Origin of the sequence: Muricoccus harenae (genome assembly GCF_009848505.1) — a bacterium.
Classification (GTDB): domain Bacteria; phylum Pseudomonadota; class Alphaproteobacteria; order Acetobacterales; family Acetobacteraceae; genus Roseomonas; species Roseomonas harenae.
Map to the genome: position 1 here is coordinate 1 of NZ_WWDL01000055.1, position 16,609 is coordinate 16,609.

Annotated in this window: 17 protein-coding genes and 1 pseudogene; 12 read left to right on the top strand and 6 right to left on the bottom strand. The window is 68.6% G+C overall.

Translation table 11 applies throughout. From position 1 onward, the window contains the following. The first annotated feature begins 419 nt into the window (after nucleotides 1-419). The 3 genes and pseudogenes from GSE44_RS26000 to GSE44_RS23880 all read left to right on the top strand — a co-directional run bounded on the left by GSE44_RS26000 (nucleotide 420) and on the right by GSE44_RS23880 (nucleotide 3,204). Nucleotides 420-1,243 (top strand): annotated as a pseudogene (locus tag GSE44_RS26000) (Bug family tripartite tricarboxylate transporter substrate binding protein). 74 nt (nucleotides 1,244-1,317) lie between these two features. Continuing rightward, the gene (locus tag GSE44_RS23875) at nucleotides 1,318-2,292 is read left to right on the top strand and encodes a LysR family transcriptional regulator (RefSeq protein WP_201306226.1); all 975 of its coding nucleotides are present in this window, start codon (nucleotides 1,318-1,320) and stop codon (nucleotides 2,290-2,292) included. Nucleotides 2,293-2,400: 108 nt separating this feature from the next. Beyond that, entirely contained in the window at nucleotides 2,401-3,204 is an 804-nt protein-coding gene (locus tag GSE44_RS23880; protein WP_159351336.1) for an alpha/beta fold hydrolase, read from the top strand. Nucleotides 3,205-3,240: 36 nt separating this feature from the next. On the opposite strand, the gene GSE44_RS23885 is transcribed toward GSE44_RS23880, so the two are convergent. From GSE44_RS23885 to GSE44_RS23895, 3 genes are read right to left on the bottom strand one after another with little or no spacing between them, the layout of a single operon-like run. Further along, a complete protein-coding gene (locus tag GSE44_RS23885; RefSeq protein WP_159351337.1) occupies nucleotides 3,241-4,353 on the bottom strand; it encodes an LLM class flavin-dependent oxidoreductase in 1,113 nt (370 codons plus the stop codon). 22 nt (nucleotides 4,354-4,375) lie between these two features. Further along, nucleotides 4,376-5,395: a Gfo/Idh/MocA family protein gene (locus GSE44_RS23890; RefSeq protein WP_159351338.1), complete on the bottom strand. Its 1,020-nt coding sequence runs from the start codon at nucleotides 5,393-5,395 to the stop codon at nucleotides 4,376-4,378. Nucleotides 5,396-5,410: 15 nt separating this feature from the next. Continuing rightward, on the bottom strand, nucleotides 5,411-5,950 hold the full coding sequence (locus GSE44_RS23895) for a flavin reductase family protein (RefSeq protein WP_159351339.1): 540 nt from the start codon (nucleotides 5,948-5,950) through the stop codon (nucleotides 5,411-5,413). Nucleotides 5,951-6,170: 220 nt separating this feature from the next. On the opposite strand from GSE44_RS23895, the gene GSE44_RS23900 reads away from it, so the two are divergent. Genes GSE44_RS23900 through GSE44_RS26630 form a run of 5 tightly spaced genes read left to right on the top strand, consistent with a single transcriptional unit; the run spans nucleotide 6,171 to nucleotide 10,691 of the window. Then, on the top strand, nucleotides 6,171-7,256 hold the full coding sequence (locus GSE44_RS23900) for a Gfo/Idh/MocA family protein (protein WP_201306227.1): 1,086 nt from the start codon (nucleotides 6,171-6,173) through the stop codon (nucleotides 7,254-7,256). Next, nucleotides 7,253-8,374, top strand: coding sequence for a Gfo/Idh/MocA family protein (locus tag GSE44_RS23905; RefSeq protein ID WP_201306228.1), 1,122 nt, complete (start codon nucleotides 7,253-7,255; stop codon nucleotides 8,372-8,374). Before GSE44_RS23900 ends, GSE44_RS23905 begins: the two co-directional genes overlap by 4 nt. Before the next feature lie 49 nt (nucleotides 8,375-8,423). Continuing rightward, the gene (locus GSE44_RS23910; RefSeq protein ID WP_159351341.1) at nucleotides 8,424-9,419 is read left to right on the top strand and encodes a Bug family tripartite tricarboxylate transporter substrate binding protein; all 996 of its coding nucleotides are present in this window, start codon (nucleotides 8,424-8,426) and stop codon (nucleotides 9,417-9,419) included. 26 nt (nucleotides 9,420-9,445) lie between these two features. Next, the gene (locus GSE44_RS23915) at nucleotides 9,446-10,516 is read left to right on the top strand and encodes an amidohydrolase family protein (protein WP_201306229.1); all 1,071 of its coding nucleotides are present in this window, start codon (nucleotides 9,446-9,448) and stop codon (nucleotides 10,514-10,516) included. Then, entirely contained in the window at nucleotides 10,488-10,691 is a 204-nt protein-coding gene (locus tag GSE44_RS26630) for a DDE-type integrase/transposase/recombinase (protein ID WP_408015158.1), read from the top strand. Before GSE44_RS23915 ends, GSE44_RS26630 begins: the two co-directional genes overlap by 29 nt. Before the next feature lie 177 nt (nucleotides 10,692-10,868). On the opposite strand, the gene GSE44_RS23925 is transcribed toward GSE44_RS26630, so the two are convergent. Both GSE44_RS23925 and GSE44_RS23930 read right to left on the bottom strand, forming a co-directional pair. Further along, nucleotides 10,869-11,840 (bottom strand): LysR family transcriptional regulator, encoded by a 972-nt coding sequence (locus GSE44_RS23925; RefSeq protein ID WP_159351352.1) that lies wholly within the window; start codon nucleotides 11,838-11,840, stop codon nucleotides 10,869-10,871. Nucleotides 11,841-11,904: 64 nt separating this feature from the next. Then, nucleotides 11,905-12,336 (bottom strand): DoxX family protein, encoded by a 432-nt coding sequence (locus GSE44_RS23930; protein ID WP_159351343.1) that lies wholly within the window; start codon nucleotides 12,334-12,336, stop codon nucleotides 11,905-11,907. A 190-nt stretch (nucleotides 12,337-12,526) separates the two neighbouring features. Between GSE44_RS23930 and GSE44_RS23935 the strand changes: the two genes are divergently transcribed. The 3 genes from GSE44_RS23935 to GSE44_RS23945 all read left to right on the top strand — a co-directional run bounded on the left by GSE44_RS23935 (nucleotide 12,527) and on the right by GSE44_RS23945 (nucleotide 15,105). Further along, nucleotides 12,527-13,450 (top strand): ring-cleaving dioxygenase, encoded by a 924-nt coding sequence (locus tag GSE44_RS23935; protein ID WP_159351344.1) that lies wholly within the window; start codon nucleotides 12,527-12,529, stop codon nucleotides 13,448-13,450. A gap of 69 nt (nucleotides 13,451-13,519) precedes the next feature. Next, nucleotides 13,520-14,149, top strand: coding sequence for an alpha/beta hydrolase (locus GSE44_RS23940; protein WP_159351345.1), 630 nt, complete (start codon nucleotides 13,520-13,522; stop codon nucleotides 14,147-14,149). Continuing rightward, entirely contained in the window at nucleotides 14,149-15,105 is a 957-nt protein-coding gene (locus tag GSE44_RS23945; protein ID WP_159351346.1) for a pirin family protein, read from the top strand. The genes GSE44_RS23940 and GSE44_RS23945 overlap by 1 nt, the downstream gene beginning before the upstream one ends. Nucleotides 15,106-15,135: 30 nt before the next feature. Here the strand turns inward: GSE44_RS23945 and GSE44_RS23950 are convergent, their stop codons facing one another. Next, nucleotides 15,136-16,122 (bottom strand): hypothetical protein, encoded by a 987-nt coding sequence (locus GSE44_RS23950; protein ID WP_159351347.1) that lies wholly within the window; start codon nucleotides 16,120-16,122, stop codon nucleotides 15,136-15,138. A 141-nt stretch (nucleotides 16,123-16,263) separates the two neighbouring features. On the opposite strand from GSE44_RS23950, the gene GSE44_RS23955 reads away from it, so the two are divergent. Further along, the coding region (locus tag GSE44_RS23955; protein WP_159351348.1) for a helix-turn-helix domain-containing protein at nucleotides 16,264-16,609 on the top strand (346 nt) is incomplete at its 3' end.

The window sequence follows — 16,609 nt, forward strand, 5'->3', positions numbered from 1 at the left end:
CGATCCCCGCTCCTAGACAGAGGCAGCCCCGCGACGACCATGGTCATGCGGTATCCAACCCGCGCATCAGAGCTGGATCAACCGTCGCTCGTCATCCGCCTCCTCACCCGAACGCCTCTACATCGAGAACAACGCCTGCACGGCGAACGGTGACGCGCGCCTACCCCTTGAAGGGACGGACCTCAGAGCGTCCCGTCTGGCGCCGCCCGGTTCCGGCGCGGCGAAAAGGCCGGCAAGGCCGGCGGCGGGAGGACGACATGCCGACGAGAAGAGGCGTTATCGCGTCACTGGGCGGCCTGTCCTTAGCGCCATGGCAGGCCCGTGCCCAGGATACCTACCCGGCCCGTCCCGTGCGGATGCTCGTTCCCTACGCGCCGGGCGGCGCGACCGACATCGTGGCCGGCGTGGTGGGGGAGGAGATGCGGCGCGCGCTTGGCCAGCCCTTCCTCGTCGAGAACAAGCCTGGTGCCGCCGGCATCCTGGCCATGGAGACGATGGCCAGGTCCCACGCCGATGGCTACATGCTGATGGTTGGCAACGTCACCACCAACGCCATCACTCCCGTGCTGTTCCGCCAGCGGATGTCCATCGACTATGCGAAGGAGGTGGTGCCGGTCGCGCGGTTGGCGGACCTGCCGGCCTTCCTGCTGGCGACCACCACCAACTTCCCGGCGCGCAACCTTCCGGAGATGCTGGACTACGCCCGGTGCAACCCTGGGCGCGTCAACTACTGCAGCTCCGGGTCGGCAGCTACCAGCAGTTCGATGCGGTCATGCTCGGGCGGCACGCTGGGCTCGACATGGTGCATGTCCCGATGCCCGGCGGCGCCGGCCCGACCATCACGGAACTGTTGAACGGAAACCTGCATATCTGCTTCCTCAATGTCGCGACCTCGGCTGGCATGGTGCGGGAGGGGCGGATCCGTGCGCTGGCGGTGGCGTCCGAGACGCGGCTTCCCGATTTCCCGGACGTGCCGACCATGGCGGAGCTCGGCTATCCGGGGGTCGGCACCACGGCATGGCAGGCGCTCTTCGCGCCGGCCGAGACCCCGCGCGACGTGCTGCTTACGCTGAACCGGGCGGCGAATCAGTCCCTCTACGCCGTGGCGGTGAAGGAGGCGTTCCGGCGGCAGGGCATGCGGGCCATGCCGGAGATGTCGCTCGACCAGGTGCGAAGCTGGCTGAACGCCGAGCTCGTCCTCTGGCGCCAGATCACGGAGGAGGCGCGGATCGACGTGGGCTGAGCCGCGCACGGGCCGCCAGACCGTTCGGCACCCGGCTCAGGACCGGTGGACCTTCGGAGCGGAAGACACGGACGGTGCCGCGGGCTCCCCTTGCCATCCCCAACCTGCTTCCCGACACTGCCCCGGTGTCAGAGAGCTTCCGGGACCTATCCCTCTTCGTCGCCGCCTATGAGGAACGGTCGTTCACCGCGGCAGCGCAGCGCGAGAACGCGACCCAGCCGGGCGTGTCGCAGCACATCCGCAAGCTCGAGGACCGCCTCGGTGTCCGGCTCTTCGCCCGTGGCACCGGCCCCGTCATTCCAACACCGGCCGGCGACGCCCTGTACCAGCGCGCGGTGGAGATCCTGCGCGCGCGCGAGGCCGCGGAGCGTGCCGTGCGCGCATATGGTTGCGCGCTAGAGGGCGAGGTGCATGTCGGGCTGATGCCCACCATGACGCGCTGTGCCCTGGCCCCCGCGCTGGATCGCTTCACGCGCGAGCAGCCCAATGTCGTCGTACGGATCACCGAGGCCTACAGCGCCATGCTGACGCCCATGACCGGCGCCGGCGAACTCGATTTCGCTGTGGTGCCGACCTTCGAGCAAACCACGGGCATGCGGGTGCGCCGCTTCCTCCGGACCGCCGAGGTCCTGGTCTCCGCCGCCGATTCGGATCTGCCGCATATGGGTCAGGTCCGCCTTGCCGATCTCGGCCCGCTGCGCCTCGCGCTTCCGGGTCCGCGCAACACCCGCCGGCAGACACTGGAAACCTATTTCGCCTCCAATGGCGTGCAGGTCGAAAGGTTGATGGAGCTAGATGCCATGCTCGGCACGCTCGACCTGGTGTCGACCGCTCGCTGGATGACGGTGCTTCCCGCCATCATGATGGCGAACGAGGCCCAGCGCCGGCACTTCACCGTAAGCCGCCTTGCAGATCCGTCGCTGATGCTGGAGCTCGTGCTGATCCAGCCCTTGCGCCGCTCCCTCTCCGGGCCGGCCGCCGCCTTCCTCGCCGTGCTTGAGGAGGAAACCGCGCGCTTCAACGCCGGATGGGACATCGAGGCGGCATGAGCGGGTCGCGGGCGCATTGCGCCGCCTGATGGCGCGCCGCAGGAATGATGATTTCGCGCCGCCCGCGCGCGCACCTAGCCTCCGCGCGACCATACGGAGGAATGTGGGATGATCGGGCGACAGGTGCGGACGGGAAACGGCGGGATTTATGCGCGGGCGGACGGCGCGGAGCGGGAAGGGGCGCCCTGGATCGTGCTGGGCAACAGCCTCGCCGCCGATCTGCACATGTGGGACGCGCAGATTCCGTTCCTGACGCGCCGCTACCGCGTGCTGCGCTATGACACGCGCGGCCATGGCAAAAGCGCGGTGGCAACGGGCGAGACGGGATTTGCGGAGCTGGTGCAGGACGCGGTGGCCGTCATGGAATCCTTCGGCATTCGCGCCTGCACCTTCATGGGCCTTTCGCTTGGCGGCATGACGGCGCTTGGGCTCGCCCTCACGCATCCCGACCGTATCGAGCGGCTTGTCTGCTGCGATGCACGCGCCGAGGCACCCCCGCCCATCCGTGCTTTCTGGGACGACCGGATCGCCACCGCCGCCGCGGGCGGCATGGAGGCGGTGACCCAGAGCACGCTGGAGCGGTGGCTCTCCCCGTCCTTCCGGGCCGCGGAGCCGGCCGTGGCCGAGCGGATCGCGACGATGATCCGCTCGACGCCCGTGCCCGGTTACCAGGCCGCGGCGGCCGCGATCAAGGGACTGGACTACCTGCCCCAGCTCTCGCGTATCGCCTGCCTCACGCTCTTCATCGTTGGGGAGCAGGACGCCGCCGCACCGGTGGCCGTCATGCGGGACATGGCGGAAAAGCTGCCCGGAGCAAGACTGGCTGTCGTGCCCGGCTCCGGCCACCTGCCCAATATCGACAACCCCGCCGGGTTCGAGGCAGCGGTGGCTGGATTTTTGGGCCTCGACTGAGACGCCATGGGCGCCGGGATATCCGGCGCCGATCGGCTATTCCGCGGCGGCGCGCGTGGCGCCGCGGCCGATCGCCTCGTTCACCGCCGGCATCACCTTCTCCGCCATCAGCTCCATCGAGCGGCGCCCCAGCGCGGGATCGCGCCAGTCCTTGCCGGCATAGAGCAGGGTGCCGAAATCCCCCACCTGCTCGCGGAAGGCGAGTATCTGGTCGACCACCTTGTTGACGGAGCCGTGGAACACCAGCCGGTCCGTGACGTAGTCGAGCGTCACCTCCTCATCCGGCATGTCGCGCCGCTCCTTGAACAGCTCCGCGCGGCCGTTCCGAACCAGCTTCGTCAGCAGGGAACGGTAGTAGTAGGTGTAGGGACTATTGGCATCGGTCGAGTAGTCGCGCGCCGTCGCGTCGTCATCTGCGACGAAGATGCTCTTCGCCACGCGCCAGTTCGCCGGATCCGCCGGGCGACCGACGCGCTCGCAGCCCTCCACGTATTTCGGCCAGTGGCTGCGCACCCAGGCCGGCATCAGGAAGTTGGCCGAGATCGGGTCCCAGCCGCGCACCGCCGCTTCCGTCACGCCTTTGGAGAAGGGCGCCACGGCCGTCACGACGATTGGCGGATGCGGTCGCTGCAGGGGCTTGGGGATGATCCCCTGGCCGATCTCCGGCAAGTGGGTCCTCGGCGTACCGATCTTCCAGAACTGGCCGTCAAGATTGTAGGGCGGCTCCTGAGTCCACAGCGCCAGCACCTGGTTGATGCATTCCAGGAACATGGCGTTGCGGTCGGCGCCCAGGTTGCCGAACACCTCCGCATCCGAGAGCAACCCGCCCGGACTAATTCCCAGAATGAAGCGCCCATCCAGCATATGATCCAGCATCGCCGCCTGCGCGGCCACGGCTGCGGGATGGGTGTTGGGCATGTTCACCGTGCCCGTGCCCAACCGGATCTGCTTCGTCTGCCCGGCAAGTGCCGAGAGAAACATCATGCAGGAGGTAATGTTCTCCGCCGCATCGGTCGAGTGCTCGCCGACATAGGCTTCCGAATAGCCGAGCCGGTCCGCCAGCACGAAGGCCTCCTGGTCCTCGCGCAGGGATTGCCGCCAGTCCTTGCCCAGCGGGTGAATCGGCATGGTGAAGAAGCCGAGCTGCATGGGGGTTCCTCCGGTCTTCTGCTTACTTGGCCGTGGCCGCCACGGGCGCCGACGGTGCGAGGCGGATGGGCGTGCCCCCCGCGACGGAATCCCGCACCGCCTCCAGCACGGCGACATTGCCGATCTTCTCAGCGTCCGTGATGGGATATGTTGCCTCGCCCCGGATGGCCTGAGCGAAGGCGCGCAGGTTCAGCAACACGGCATTCTCCCAGCCATGCTCCTCGGACCAGCGCTCGCCGCCCTTCGGCTGCACCGTCAGCACCGCCGGGCCTGGTGTATCCGGATGGGACGCGTTCCGGATTTCCGCCCAGCCCTTTGAGCCGAAGACGCGCAGCCCGATGAAGAGCGGCGTCTCCAGGATCGCGCTGGCGAAGGCCGTCGCGCCTGAAGAGAAGCGCATCTGCACCGAGACGATGTCGCCATTCGGCCGGTCCGACACGATCCCGGCCGCGGCGGCATAGACCTCGGTTGCGGGGCCGAACAGCTCGAGGAAGGCGTCGGTCAGGTGGATGCCCATGCCCGTCATGGCCGCCGGATTGCGCGGATCGGCGCGCCAGTCGCCCGGCTTGATATGGGTGAGTTTGTCATGGCTGAAATTCGCCTCGCCATGCAGCAGCGTGCCGAGCTGCCCCTCGCGGATCAGGCCGCGCAGGCGGCGCATGGCCGGCTCGTAGCGCCGCTCATGCCCGACGCCGAGCACCATGCCCGCCGCAAGGCAGGCATCCACCGAGCGCTCCGCATCGGCACGGCTCATGGCCAGGGGCTTCTCGCAGAACACATGCTTGCCCGCGGCCGCTGCCGCCAGCACCTGTCCGGTATGCATGTCCTGCGGCGTGCAGAGGATCACCGCATCCACGCCGGGATCCGCGAGCGCATCCTCCAGCGTGGGGGAGATCGCCAGTCCGAACTCCCGCGCGAACTCGGCATTCGCAGCGACGGCGGGTTCCACCGCCCGGACCACTCGGATCTCCTCCGATCCCGCCAGGCTGCGGACGATCTGCCGTCCCCACCAGCCCAGCCCCGCGACTGCGGCGTTGACCATTGTGATCCCTCCCCCTCAGGCTGTCAGTGCCACGGGCACGCCGTACTGGCCGCCATGGAAGACCAGCGGCGTGCCGTCCTGGTGCGTCACGTGCCGGATGCGGCCGATGAGGATCACGTGGTCCCCGGCCTCCACCACCTGGTCCGTGTCGCATTCGAAACTGGCGAGGCAGCCGGGCAGCAGCGGGCAGCCGCCATGGCCCGGCTCCCAGTCCACGCCTTCGAACTTGTCCGCCACCGGCGTCGCGAAGTGGCGGGACGTCGCGCCCTGTTCGGCCGAAAGGATGTTCACCGCGAAGCACCCGGCCTCCAGGAAGCCGGCGAGCGAGGGCGCCTGTCGCCGCAGGCTCCAGAGCACCAGCGGCGGATCAAGCGAGACGGAGGAGAAGGAATTCGCCGTCATCCCCTCCAGCTTCCCCGTCTTCGTGCAGGTGGTGATGACGGTGATGCCGGTCGCGAAGCGGCCCAGCGCCTGCCGCAGGGCCCGCGGATCGGATGAACCGGTGCAGTCGATGCGTACCGGCTCCGCCGGCGATGCCGTGATCGAGACGCTCATGCGTCGGCCTCCCAAGCAACTGGCCGGACCATGGCGAGGCTCCCGGCTGGCCGGAACCAATTTGATCTACTGTCGGCCATCAGGGATCGTGATGGGCCAGGCCCGGCCGCCCGATACCGAAATCCTATGGGGTGGATGGCGAAGCCTTATTGGGCGGATCCGGCTTCCCGCCGCTAGCATGCCGCCCATCGGTGCCCGCAGAGGCAGGAGAGGGAACGGCGTGAGACAGATCGAAGCAGCGATCGTCGGCACTGGCTGGTGCGGCGGCATCCGGGCGGAAGCCCTATCGCGGAACCTCCTGGTGTCCCGGCTGCACATCGCCGAGAACCGCGAGGAGCGGCTGCGCGAGGTCCAGGCAAAGACTAATGCTGCCACCGCCACCACCAACTGGCGCGAGTTCCTGGACAACCCTGCGATCGAGGCCGTCTATGTCTGCGCGACGCCCGAGCAGAACCACTTCCCCATGGCGCGCGCCTTCCTGGAAAGCGGCCGCCATGTCTTCCTGGAGAAGCCCCTTGCGCTGACGCTGGAGGAGGGCGACGAGCTGGTGACGCTGGCCCGCCGCAAGGGCGTGAAGTTCACCATCGGCTATTCGCAGCGCTTCAGCCCGAAATACGCTTATGTGAAGAAGCAGGTGGCGGAGGGCACGCTGGGCGAGCCCGTCAGCGTGCTGGTGAGCCGCCACATCACGCGCGGCCTGGGCAGCAAGATCAGCGGCCGCGTGAAGCTTTCCCCCGCCGCCATGGAAGCCACGCATGACATTGACTTTGTGCTTTGGTGCCTCGCCCCTGCGCGCCCGGTGAAGGTCTATGCGCAGGAAGTGCGCAAGGTGATGCACAAGAAGAACGGGGCGCCGGACTGCGACTGGATCATGATCACCATGGACACCGGCGTGGTGGTGACCATCGGCGCGGGCTGGATCCTGCCGCCGGGCTATCCGAACTTCTCCTCCACCTGGATTGAGTTCGTGGGCAGCGAAGGTGCGCTGATGGTGGACGACACGCATCGCGACGTCGCGCTGATGCGGATGGATGCGCCTGGCGCCGTGTTCCCGATGTCCACCATGCCCGGTGAGTATGTGGGGCACGTCTATGCCGGCGCCATGGCGCCCGAGACCAACGCCTTCATCGAGGACGTGATCCGGGACCGCGAACCGCTGGTCACGCCAGAGCAGGCGTTGCTTGCCATGGAAGTCTACACCGCCGCCGACCTCTCCATCGAAACCGGTGAGGCCGTGCACCTGCCGCTGCTGCGCAACCCGCAGGCGGAGCGGCTCTCCCTCACCCTCACGGAGGGCGTGCTGTGATCCGTCCCACCCAGAAGAAGCGCCTCGGCCTTGCCATCATCGGCGCCGGCCGAGTCGGGTTGTTCCGCGGCGGCGTGGCGGCGCGCCATCCGATGGTGGACTGGATCGGCATCGCCGAGATCAAGCCGGACCGTGGCAAGCAGGTCGGCGAAGCCATCGGTGCCGACTATGTCACCACGGACTACAAGGAGCTGCTCGCGCGCCCCGAGGTGAATGCGGTGATCGTCGCCACCGACGAGCACCTGCATGTCGGGCCAATCATGGAGGCCGTCGCGCGCGGCCTGCCGCTGCTCATCGAGAAGCCGCTCGCCACGGACCTGAACGAATCCATCCGCGTCATGCACGCGATCGAGAAATCCGGCGTGGATGCAGTGGTCGGCTATACCCAGCGCTTCCGCCGCCGCTGGCTGGCCGCGAAGGAGAAGGTTCGCACGGGCGCGCTGGGCGATGTGACCATGGTGACGTCCCGCGCCTTCATGAACCGCCTTGTGGCCATCGACAATTACCGCCGCACGGACAAGCCCGAGACCATCTCGCCCATGGTCATCTCCGGCACCCATGCGCTCGACATCGTCATGTGGATGATGGAGGATAAGCGCCCCGTCGAGGTCTATGCGCGCTCGGTGGACAAGGTGCTCGGCCCGGAATGGAAGGGTATCGACGCCACCGCTGGCCTCATCACCTTCGAGGATGGCAGCATCTACCACCTCAACATCTCTTGGGCGCTGCCGGTCACCTGGCCGGGCGCGGTCTACAGCCTGGAAGTCGGCATCAACGGCACGGACGGCGTGCTGACCATCGACGACACGCATCGCGACATTGTCCTCGCCGTCAGCCAGCCGACCTCCGAAGGCTATGCGCCCGACAAGCAGCGGCTCGTGGATTTCCTCGGCTCCTATCCGCCCGGCGACATGGCGCTCGGGGAATTGCGCGGCCCGATGCGGGAGGAAACCGTCTCCTGGCTCGACCGCATCTCGCTCGGCGTGCCCACCCAGGCCGCGACGGCGGCCGAGGCGCATGACCGGCTGATGCTGACCAAGGCGCTGGACCTTTCGGCCAAGCTCAAGCGGCCCATCCACCTGCCGCTGGCTGTGGAAGACGCGTTGCGCGCCGCCTGATGGATCGCGGGAACCGGCCCCGCGAAGGGGCCGGGCAAGGGAGGGAAGAATGATGCCGAAGACCTTCGGGCGCCGCCCGTTGCTCGCCGGGCTGCTCGGTGGCCCGGCCATGCCCGCCCTCGCGCGTGCCGCCATGCGCTATCCGGATCGCCCCGTCCGGGTCATCGTGCCCTTCGGCCCCGGTGGTGCCTCGGACTTCGTGGCGCGCATCCTGCAGCCGCGCCTGGGCGAAGTGCTCGGCCAGCCCCTGGTCATCGAGAACCGCGCTGGCGCCGCCGGCAATATCGGCATGGAGGCCGCGGCCCGCTCAGCGCCGGATGGCTACACGCTCTTCCTCGGCAATGTCGGCACGCTGGCGATCAATCCGACCGTCTTCTCGCGTGCCCTGAAGGTAAAGCCCGCCACGGATTTCGCGCCGGTCACCTTGGTGGCCGACACGCCGGATATCCTGGTCGTCGGTCCTTCCCTCCCGGTGAGGACAGTGAAGGAGTTCGTCGCGGAGGCTAAGGCGAAGCCCGGTGCGCTTTCCTATGCCTCGCCTGGCAGCGGCAGCCTGAACCGGCTGGAAATGGAGCTGCTGCGCCAAGCCGAGGGGCTGGACATGATCCATGTGCCCTACACCGCTGGCGCGGGGCAGGCCGCGACGGACATTCTCGGCGGTGCCGTGGCTGGCGGCTTCATCACCCTCTCTTCTGCGCTCGGCCATGTGCAGGGCGGGCGGATGAAGGGCCTGGCGGTCACGACCGCGCGGCGCATCCCCGCCCTGCCGGACGTGCCGACCATGGAGGAGAGCGGCTATCCCGGCTTCGTCTCCGGCTCCTGGCAGGGCCTCCTCGCCCCCGCCGGCACACCGCCCGAGATCATCGAGCGGCTGCATGCCGTCACGGCCGAGGCGCTGCGCCATCCCGGTGTGGTGCGCCGCTATGCCACCGGTGGCGTCGAACCGGTTTCCAGCCACACGCCGGACGAGTTCGCGGACTTCATGGCGCGTGAGGCACGGCGTTGGGGCGAGGTGGCGGAGCGTTCCGGCGCCGCCGCCGACTGAGGAGGAGCAGGGACAGGATGCGCGGCATGACGGCGAGCGCCCTCGCCGCACCGGCCGATGGCATGGCCGCCGGCGGCAAGCCGCGCAGCGCAGGCCGGGTGATCGACACCCACACGCATTACTTCCCGCGCAGCTTCCTCGAGATGCTCGGCAAGGACGGCACCGCGGAGGGCGCGGAGTATGTCGAGACACCGGAAGGCTTCTTCGTGCAGGCGGCCGGTTTCCGCAACGGCCCCATGCCATCCCGCTTCTGGAACCTCGAGGAGCGCCTTGCCGACATGGACGCGACGGGGATCACCATGCAGGTGCTCTCCCTCACCTCGCCCATGACCTACTGGGCCTCGCCCGGTCTCTCCGAGCGCCTGTCGCGTGCCTATAACGACGCCTGTGCGGAGGCACACCGGCAATACCCCGAACGCTTCATCGGGCTCGCCACCTTACCAATGCCCGATATCGACCGCAGTCTGCGGGAACTGGAACGCGCGCGCGCCTTGCCCGGCATCCATGGTCTCTACATGGGCACCCACATCAACGGCCGCGATCTTTCGGACCCGGACTTCCTGCCGATCTTCCAGGCGGCCGAGGCGGCGGGCCTGCCCATTTTCCTGCACCCGCTGATCGTCCTCGGCGGCGCGCGGCTCAAGCCCTTCTATCTCAACAACCTGCTCGGCAACCCCTTCGAGGCTGCAGTCGCCGCCGCCCATCTCATCTTCGGCGGTGTGTTGGACAGGTGCCCTGACCTGGAGGTGAGCCTACCCCATGCAGGCGGTGCGTTGCCTATCCTGGCGGGGCGGCTGGACCACGGCGCGCGCGTGCGCAAGGAGGGACGCCACATGCCGCGACCACCCAGCGATTATTTGCGGCGCTTCACCTACGATACCATCTCCCATTCGCCGGAGATCCTGCGTTGGCTCATCGCACAGGTGGGCGTGGATCGGATCGTTCTGGGCAGCGACTACACCTTCGATATGGGCTACGATCGGCCACTGGGTCTGCTTGACGTACTCGGCCTCGCCCCGGACGACCGCGCGATGATCGTAGAGTGCACGCCGGCTCGTATCCTTGGGCTTGCGGAGGCCGCTCCGGCCGCCCGGTAGCACGGGCACGCGGCTTATTCGCGGCCGCTGGGCCGTCGCCATGGTTCTGTTGGTGAACCAGCATGGGGTGGTGCTGGATATCCTGGTTCAGGACCGGCGGAATGGGAGCGCAGCCAAGCGGTTCCTCAAGCGCCTGCTCGCGTGCCTGAAGTACAAGCCACATCGGCTGGTCTGAAGAGCTACGGCGTGGCGAGGCGCGAACTCCTGCCCGAGGTCCGGCATCGGAAATGCCGCTGCTGCAGGGGGTTTCCCAGCCCAATGCCCGCGTTTCGGACGACTGCGCAAAGAATGGGCGGCTGCGGGATACGGTGGCCGCTGGCGTAAGGCTCCGCCTGGCCCTGTAGCGTTCGGGCTACTGCTGGGCGCCACCGTCAGGTCGCGGAGCGGGAATGGGGAACGCGGTCCCCCAGCCCTCTCGTGGCGTCATCCCCTCGATCAGCGGCCGCTTCGCCGCGATCGCCTCCGCCAGATTGTCAAGAAGGGCGCGCACGCGTGGTGTGTGGCGCAGGTCCGGATGCGTCAGCAGCCAGAGGTCCGAGGCATAGTTCGGCTCTGGCGGCGCAAGGCGGACCAGGCCGGGCCAGGAGTCGCCGATGAAGCAGGGCAGGTGCCCCACGCCGATGCCGGCTGCCACCGCATGGGCCAGGCCGAGCACCGTATCGAAACGGCCTGCCAGCCGGTCGGCCGGCACTGCCTCCCGCGCGTAGCGCACCACCCGCAAGCCCGCGAGGTTCTCGCCAAGACAGACCCAATCCGCCTCCGCCAGCGGATCACTTGCGCCATTCACCCCTGCGGCGCCGTAGAGCGCCCATGCGATCCGCGCGGCGCGGCGGCCGACCAGCGTGTCAGGCGGCGCGTCGGTGGCGCGCACTGCCACATCCGCATCCCTCCGAGACAGGTTCAGCGCCGCATTGCCAGTGACGAGGTCGAGGCGGATCGCCGGATGCGTGCGACGGAACCGGGCCAGCATCGGCATCAGCAGATCGGAGAGCAGGCTGTCGCTCGTGGCGAGCCGCAGCTCGCCCGATGGCGCCGGCGCCTGCCCTGCGAGCCGGCGCGTGACGGCGGTGATGTCCTCGTCCACCCGCGCGGCGAGGGCCGCCACCTCCTCCCCCGCCGGGGTCAGGGTGTAGCCGCTGCGGTGTCGCTCGAAGAGCACCGTGCCGAGCAGCGCCTCCACCTGCTTCAGGCGGCGGAAGACAGTCGAATGGTCGATGCCGAGCCGCGCGGCGGCGGCGGGCAGGTTGCGCGCCTCGGCCACCGCATTGACCAGGCGGAAGTCGTCCCAGGCGAGGCTGCGGGCAGGTTCCTTCACGACGCTCATCCCGACGCGCGAAGCCGGCGACACGGAACCGTGCCGCCGGCGGGTTGCCGCGATGCTAGGGGTTTCAGGTAGCGGCGGCGAGGGCCGGCCGGGATACCGGCACCGGCGTGGCACGCAGGGCAAGCGCCCCGTCGCCAGCCAGGGCCTGCACCAGCGCGCCGACCACGAGGAAGGCCGGATACTCCCAGCCGCCATTCGGCGCGTTAAACACCCAGCCATTGCCGGCATGCACCATCAGCGCACCGAGCAGTACCGGCAGCATCGCCACCGACACGGCGCGGGCATAGAGGCCGAGGAGAAGGGCGACGCCGCCGATCAGCTCCGCCAGGACAACCGGCCAAGCGAGGAAGGCGGGAAAGCCGGCCTGGCCGAGGAACCCGGCGAAGCCCGGCACGGTGAAGACCGCAATCTTAAGCCAGGCATGGGCGATGAACATCACCCCGAGCGAGACGCGCAGGAGGAGGAGGGCGTAGGGAGCAAGGCGGGAGTCGATCATGGGAAATTCTCCGGTTGGATCGTTGGCTGACCCGGAGGTTCGCCTGCTATGAATCGCAATGCCATCTCGAATGACGCAAGGCCGAGATTGCGCGATTGCAATCGGATTATCCTCGCCCCGGAACCCTCCAATCCTATTTCCTGTTTCCATTGGAGCGCCGGACGCGCTCCCCCCCAAGGAGACAGAGACCATGTCCCGCAACGGCATCCACCACGTCACCGCCATCGCTGGTCAGGCACAGCGGAACCTCGACTTCTACACCCGCACCCTCGGGCTGCGCCTGGTGAAGAAGACGGTGAACTTCGACGATCCCGGTGCCTATCACTTCTACTACGGCGACGAAGCCGGCAGCCCTGGCACCATCCTCACCTTCTTCCCCTGGGAGCACGCAGCCCCCGGACGTGCCGGCGCGGGCGAGTTGCAGGAGACGGTGCTCCGCATCCCGCAGGCCGCCATCGGCTACTGGACCGCACGGCTGGTGAACCACGGCCTGGAGCGCGCCACCCGCTTCGGCGAGACGGTGCTGACCTTCCGCGACGCGGACGGTCTGCGCCTGGCCCTCGTCGGGCTGCCGGGGATTGAGGCGGAGCCGGCCTGGAACAACGGCGACGTGCCGGTCGAGCACGCCATCCGCGGGTTCCACAGCGTCAGCCTGATGCTGGACAAGACCGAGGCAACCGGCGCGATCCTCTCCGACGTCTTCGGCTTCGCCAAGGTGGCACGCGAGGGCGACACCATCCGCTACCAGGTGGAGGGCACCGCCATCGGCGGGATCGTGGACCTGCGCGCGGTGGGCGGCTTCCTGCCGGCGCGGCTGGGGCGTGGCTCGGTGCACCACCTCGCCTTCCGCGCAGCGGATGACGCGGCGGAGATGGAGATGGTGCGCAAGCTTGCGGCCAATCACGGCCTGCGCACGACGGAGCAGAAGAACCGCGACTACTTCCGCTCCGTCTATTTTCGCGAACCCGGCCATGTCCTGTTCGAGATCGCGACGGACATTCCTGGCTTCGACGTGGACGAGCCGGCGGAGGCGCTGGGCCATGCGCTGAAGCTGCCCGCCTTCCTCGAGCGGCATCGCACCGAGATCGAGGCGGCACTGCCCGTCCTCGCCTGAGCTGATCGCAGAACCGGTAGCCTTGGGCCGCGCCCGAACGGCGCGGCCCGCCCCTGGAGCAAGGACGCTATGAGCGCCATCGCAACCGACTTCATCCACGCCTACGAACCGGCCGGCCATGCCGCGCGCCCGCCCATCCTGCTGCTGCACGGCACCGGTGGCGACGAGAACGACCTGCTGCCCTTCGGCCGCAAGGTGGCGCCGGGCGCGGCGCTGCTCTCGCCGCGCGGCAAGGTGCTGGAGAACGGCATGCCGCGCTTCTTCCGCCGCCTGGCGGAAGGCGTCTTCGATGAGGAAGACCTGCGCCGCCGGGCCGATGAATTGGCCGATTTCGTCCGGTCCGCGCTGGCCGAATACGGGCTGGCGGCGCCAATCGCCGTCGGCTTCTCCAACGGCGCAAACACCGCGGGCGCGCTGCTGCTGCGCCATCCCGGCCTGTTGCGGGGCGCCGCCCTGCTGCGCGCCACCCTGCCGCTCCGCGATCCGCCGGCCGGGAAGCTGGACGGCACGGATGTGCTGCTGCTCTCCGGCGCGAGCGATCCCATCAGCCCGACGGCGCTCGGCGCGCAGCTTGCGACCGTGCTGCGTGACGCGGGCGCGGCGGTGTCGCATCGTGATCTGCCGCTGGGGCACGGCCTGTCCCAGATGGATGTTGCCCTCACACGCGACTGGATCGCAGCACTTCAGGGAGGCGGATGATGAGCGTCGAGAGCAATCCGGCCGGCGTGATGCCGGAATGCATGGGGCAAGTGATCCTGCCGCGCACGCATGACATCGGCGGCTTCGAGGTGCGGCGCGCCCTGCCCGCGAAGGAGCGCCAGATGGTCGGTCCCTTCATCTTCTTCGACCAGATGGGACCGGGCGAATTCCTGACCGGAAAGGGGCTGGATGTGCGGCCGCACCCGCATATCGGCCTCTCCACCGTCACCTACCTGTTCGAGGGCGAGATCCAGCACCGCGACACGCTCGGCTCCGACCAGCCGATCCGGCCGGGCGACGTGAACTGGATGACGGCCGGCCGCGGCATCGCGCATTCCGAACGAACGGACCAGGCGTTGCGCAGCCACAGCAACCGCCTCTTCGGCATCCAGTCCTGGGTGGCGCTGCCGCGCGCGCAGGAGGAGGCCATGCCGGATTTCGCGCATCATCCCGCGGCCACCTTGCCAGTGATCGAGGATGGCGGCGCACGGCTGCGGCTGATCGCCGGCCATGGCTGGGGGGCGCGCTCCCCGGTCGCGACGCCGACCGACCTGTTCTACGCCGATGCCGTGCTCGCACCCGGCGCAGCCCTGCCGCTGCCCGACCAGCATGAGGAACGCGGCGCCTATGTGCTGGAGGGGGAGGTGCTTGTGGCGGGGGACCGCTTCGCGCCGGGCCGCATGCTCGTCTTCCGCGCCGGCGACGGGCTGGCCCTTCGCGCCGGCCCGCAGGGCGCACGGCTGCTGCTTCTCGGAGGCGCCGTAATGGACGGGCCGCGGCACCTGTTCTGGAACTTCGTCTCCTCCTCCCGCGAACGGATCGAGCAGGCGAAGGCCGACTGGCAGGCGGGGCGCTTCGGCCTCGTTCCCGGGGACGAGAAGGAGTTCATTCCCCTGCCGGTGGAGCGGGTCCGCGCCGGGACCCATGCGCCATCGGCCGGATCGCCGACGAGCTGAAGTGGTAGGAAGGGTGGCAGGCGTGCCGCGTCAGCGGCCGCCATGCGCCGCGATGAGCGCCGCCAGCTCGGGGACGCGCTCGGCCCGGATGATGCGCGCCAGCGGGCTCTGCACCTCGTTCACGTCGATCTGGATGGCGTCCTCGATGACGGGCGGGCTGACGCGCACTTCGAGGATGCCCATGCGCACCAGGACAATATAGCACTGGCGCGCCGCCCGCAGCACGTTCTGCAGGTCGCCGAGCACCCAGACATTCTCCAGCAGGTTCTGCGCCTGCACGATGGGCTTCACCGATTCGATGCCATGGATCAGCACCGAACGCGCCCGGTCCGTGCGGCCCAGCAGATGCGCGATCACCCCCTCGGCGAAGGCGCAGATCACGAAGTTCAGCGCGGAGACCTTGGAATAGTTGACGAGATGCGTGTGCCGCGTCGCCAGCTCGAGGAAGGAGAGCGCCTGTTCGTAATCCTCCTCGTAGAGGGCGAGGTGCGCGGCGACGGTCGCCAGCGAGACGGTCCAGCGGACATGCCGCCAGTCGATCTTCGCCCCCTTCGATTCGATCTCATGGATGAGCGCCGCGCCTTCCCGGGTCACGCGCTCCGCCTCATCGAGCAGCCAGGCGACACGCGCGCTTTCTGCCGGGGTGAGGGAGTCGGGTGGCTTCTCCAGGTAGCGGTGGCCGAGAATGGTGAGCGCCGCCCCGCGCAGGGGAAACTCGGCCTCCGGATGGCGCAGGTAGAAGCCATGTGCCGCCAGTTCCAGCAAGTGCCGGGACTGGAAGCGCGAGTGGTTCAGCTGCGCCTTTTCGCAAAAGGTCTGCGGCGAGATGAGCAGGGCCTCGAAGAACTCGCCCCGCAGGTCGCATTCCGTCCAGGGTATCTCCGCGCCCGTGCCATCCTGCAGCCGCAGCGCGTAATGGGACGCCGTCCGGAAGGCGAGGATGTCGATGGTCACCTGCACCGCAGCCTCGGGCACCTCTGCGCGCAGAAGCTCGCCTTCCCCGAGACGCAGGGACACTGTCCGTCCCATCCATTCAGCGGGCGCCCGCAGGGACAGGGTGACGGTAATACCAACCGCCTTGATCGCTGACTCGCATGTGATCCCACCAGCGCTCCGGTCGTGATTCGCTCCTCCCGGTGGTTGGTTCGGGAGGCTGAGATGGCGCTGGCGATCACACGGCAGGATCTTTCGGCGGCCGAACTCCGGAAGTCAGCGGCGCGGAGCCGTGATGCGAATGCGGCACGCCGGATGCTGGCGATCGCGCTGGTGCTGGAGGGGGCCTCGCGTGAGGAGGCGGCCGAGAGCTGCGGCATGGACCGGCAGACGCTGCGTGACTGGGTGCACCGCTACAACGCCGAGGGGCTTGCTGGGCTGGCAAACCGCCGTGCTCCGGGTCCGGCTCCACGGCTCTCGAGCGAGCAGGAGGCGGTGGTGGCCCGCTGGGTTGAGGAAGGACCGGACCTGGAGCGCGACGGCGTCGTGCGCTGGCGCTGCCGCGACCTGC

What these genes read in the sequence shown, in the direction of transcription:
- GSE44_RS23945 (WP_159351346.1), top strand. Translation starts at nt 14,149, where the DNA reads ATGAGCGTCGAGAGCAATCCGGCCGGCGTGATGCCGGAATGCATGGGG.
- GSE44_RS23895 (WP_159351339.1), bottom strand. Translation starts at nt 5,950, where the DNA reads ATGAGCGTCTCGATCACGGCATCGCCGGCGGAGCCGGTACGCATCGAC.
- GSE44_RS23925 (WP_159351352.1), bottom strand. Translation starts at nt 11,840, where the DNA reads ATGAGCGTCGTGAAGGAACCTGCCCGCAGCCTCGCCTGGGACGACTTC.
- GSE44_RS23935 (WP_159351344.1), top strand. Translation starts at nt 12,527, where the DNA reads ATGTCCCGCAACGGCATCCACCACGTCACCGCCATCGCTGGTCAGGCA.
- GSE44_RS23915 (WP_201306229.1), top strand. Translation starts at nt 9,446, where the DNA reads ATGACGGCGAGCGCCCTCGCCGCACCGGCCGATGGCATGGCCGCCGGC.
- GSE44_RS23930 (WP_159351343.1), bottom strand. Translation starts at nt 12,336, where the DNA reads ATGATCGACTCCCGCCTTGCTCCCTACGCCCTCCTCCTCCTGCGCGTC.
- GSE44_RS23880 (WP_159351336.1), top strand. Translation starts at nt 2,401, where the DNA reads ATGATCGGGCGACAGGTGCGGACGGGAAACGGCGGGATTTATGCGCGG.
- GSE44_RS23940 (WP_159351345.1), top strand. Translation starts at nt 13,520, where the DNA reads ATGAGCGCCATCGCAACCGACTTCATCCACGCCTACGAACCGGCCGGC.
- GSE44_RS23910 (WP_159351341.1), top strand. Translation starts at nt 8,424, where the DNA reads ATGATGCCGAAGACCTTCGGGCGCCGCCCGTTGCTCGCCGGGCTGCTC.
- GSE44_RS23890 (WP_159351338.1), bottom strand. Translation starts at nt 5,395, where the DNA reads ATGGTCAACGCCGCAGTCGCGGGGCTGGGCTGGTGGGGACGGCAGATC.
- GSE44_RS23885 (WP_159351337.1), bottom strand. Translation starts at nt 4,353, where the DNA reads ATGCAGCTCGGCTTCTTCACCATGCCGATTCACCCGCTGGGCAAGGAC.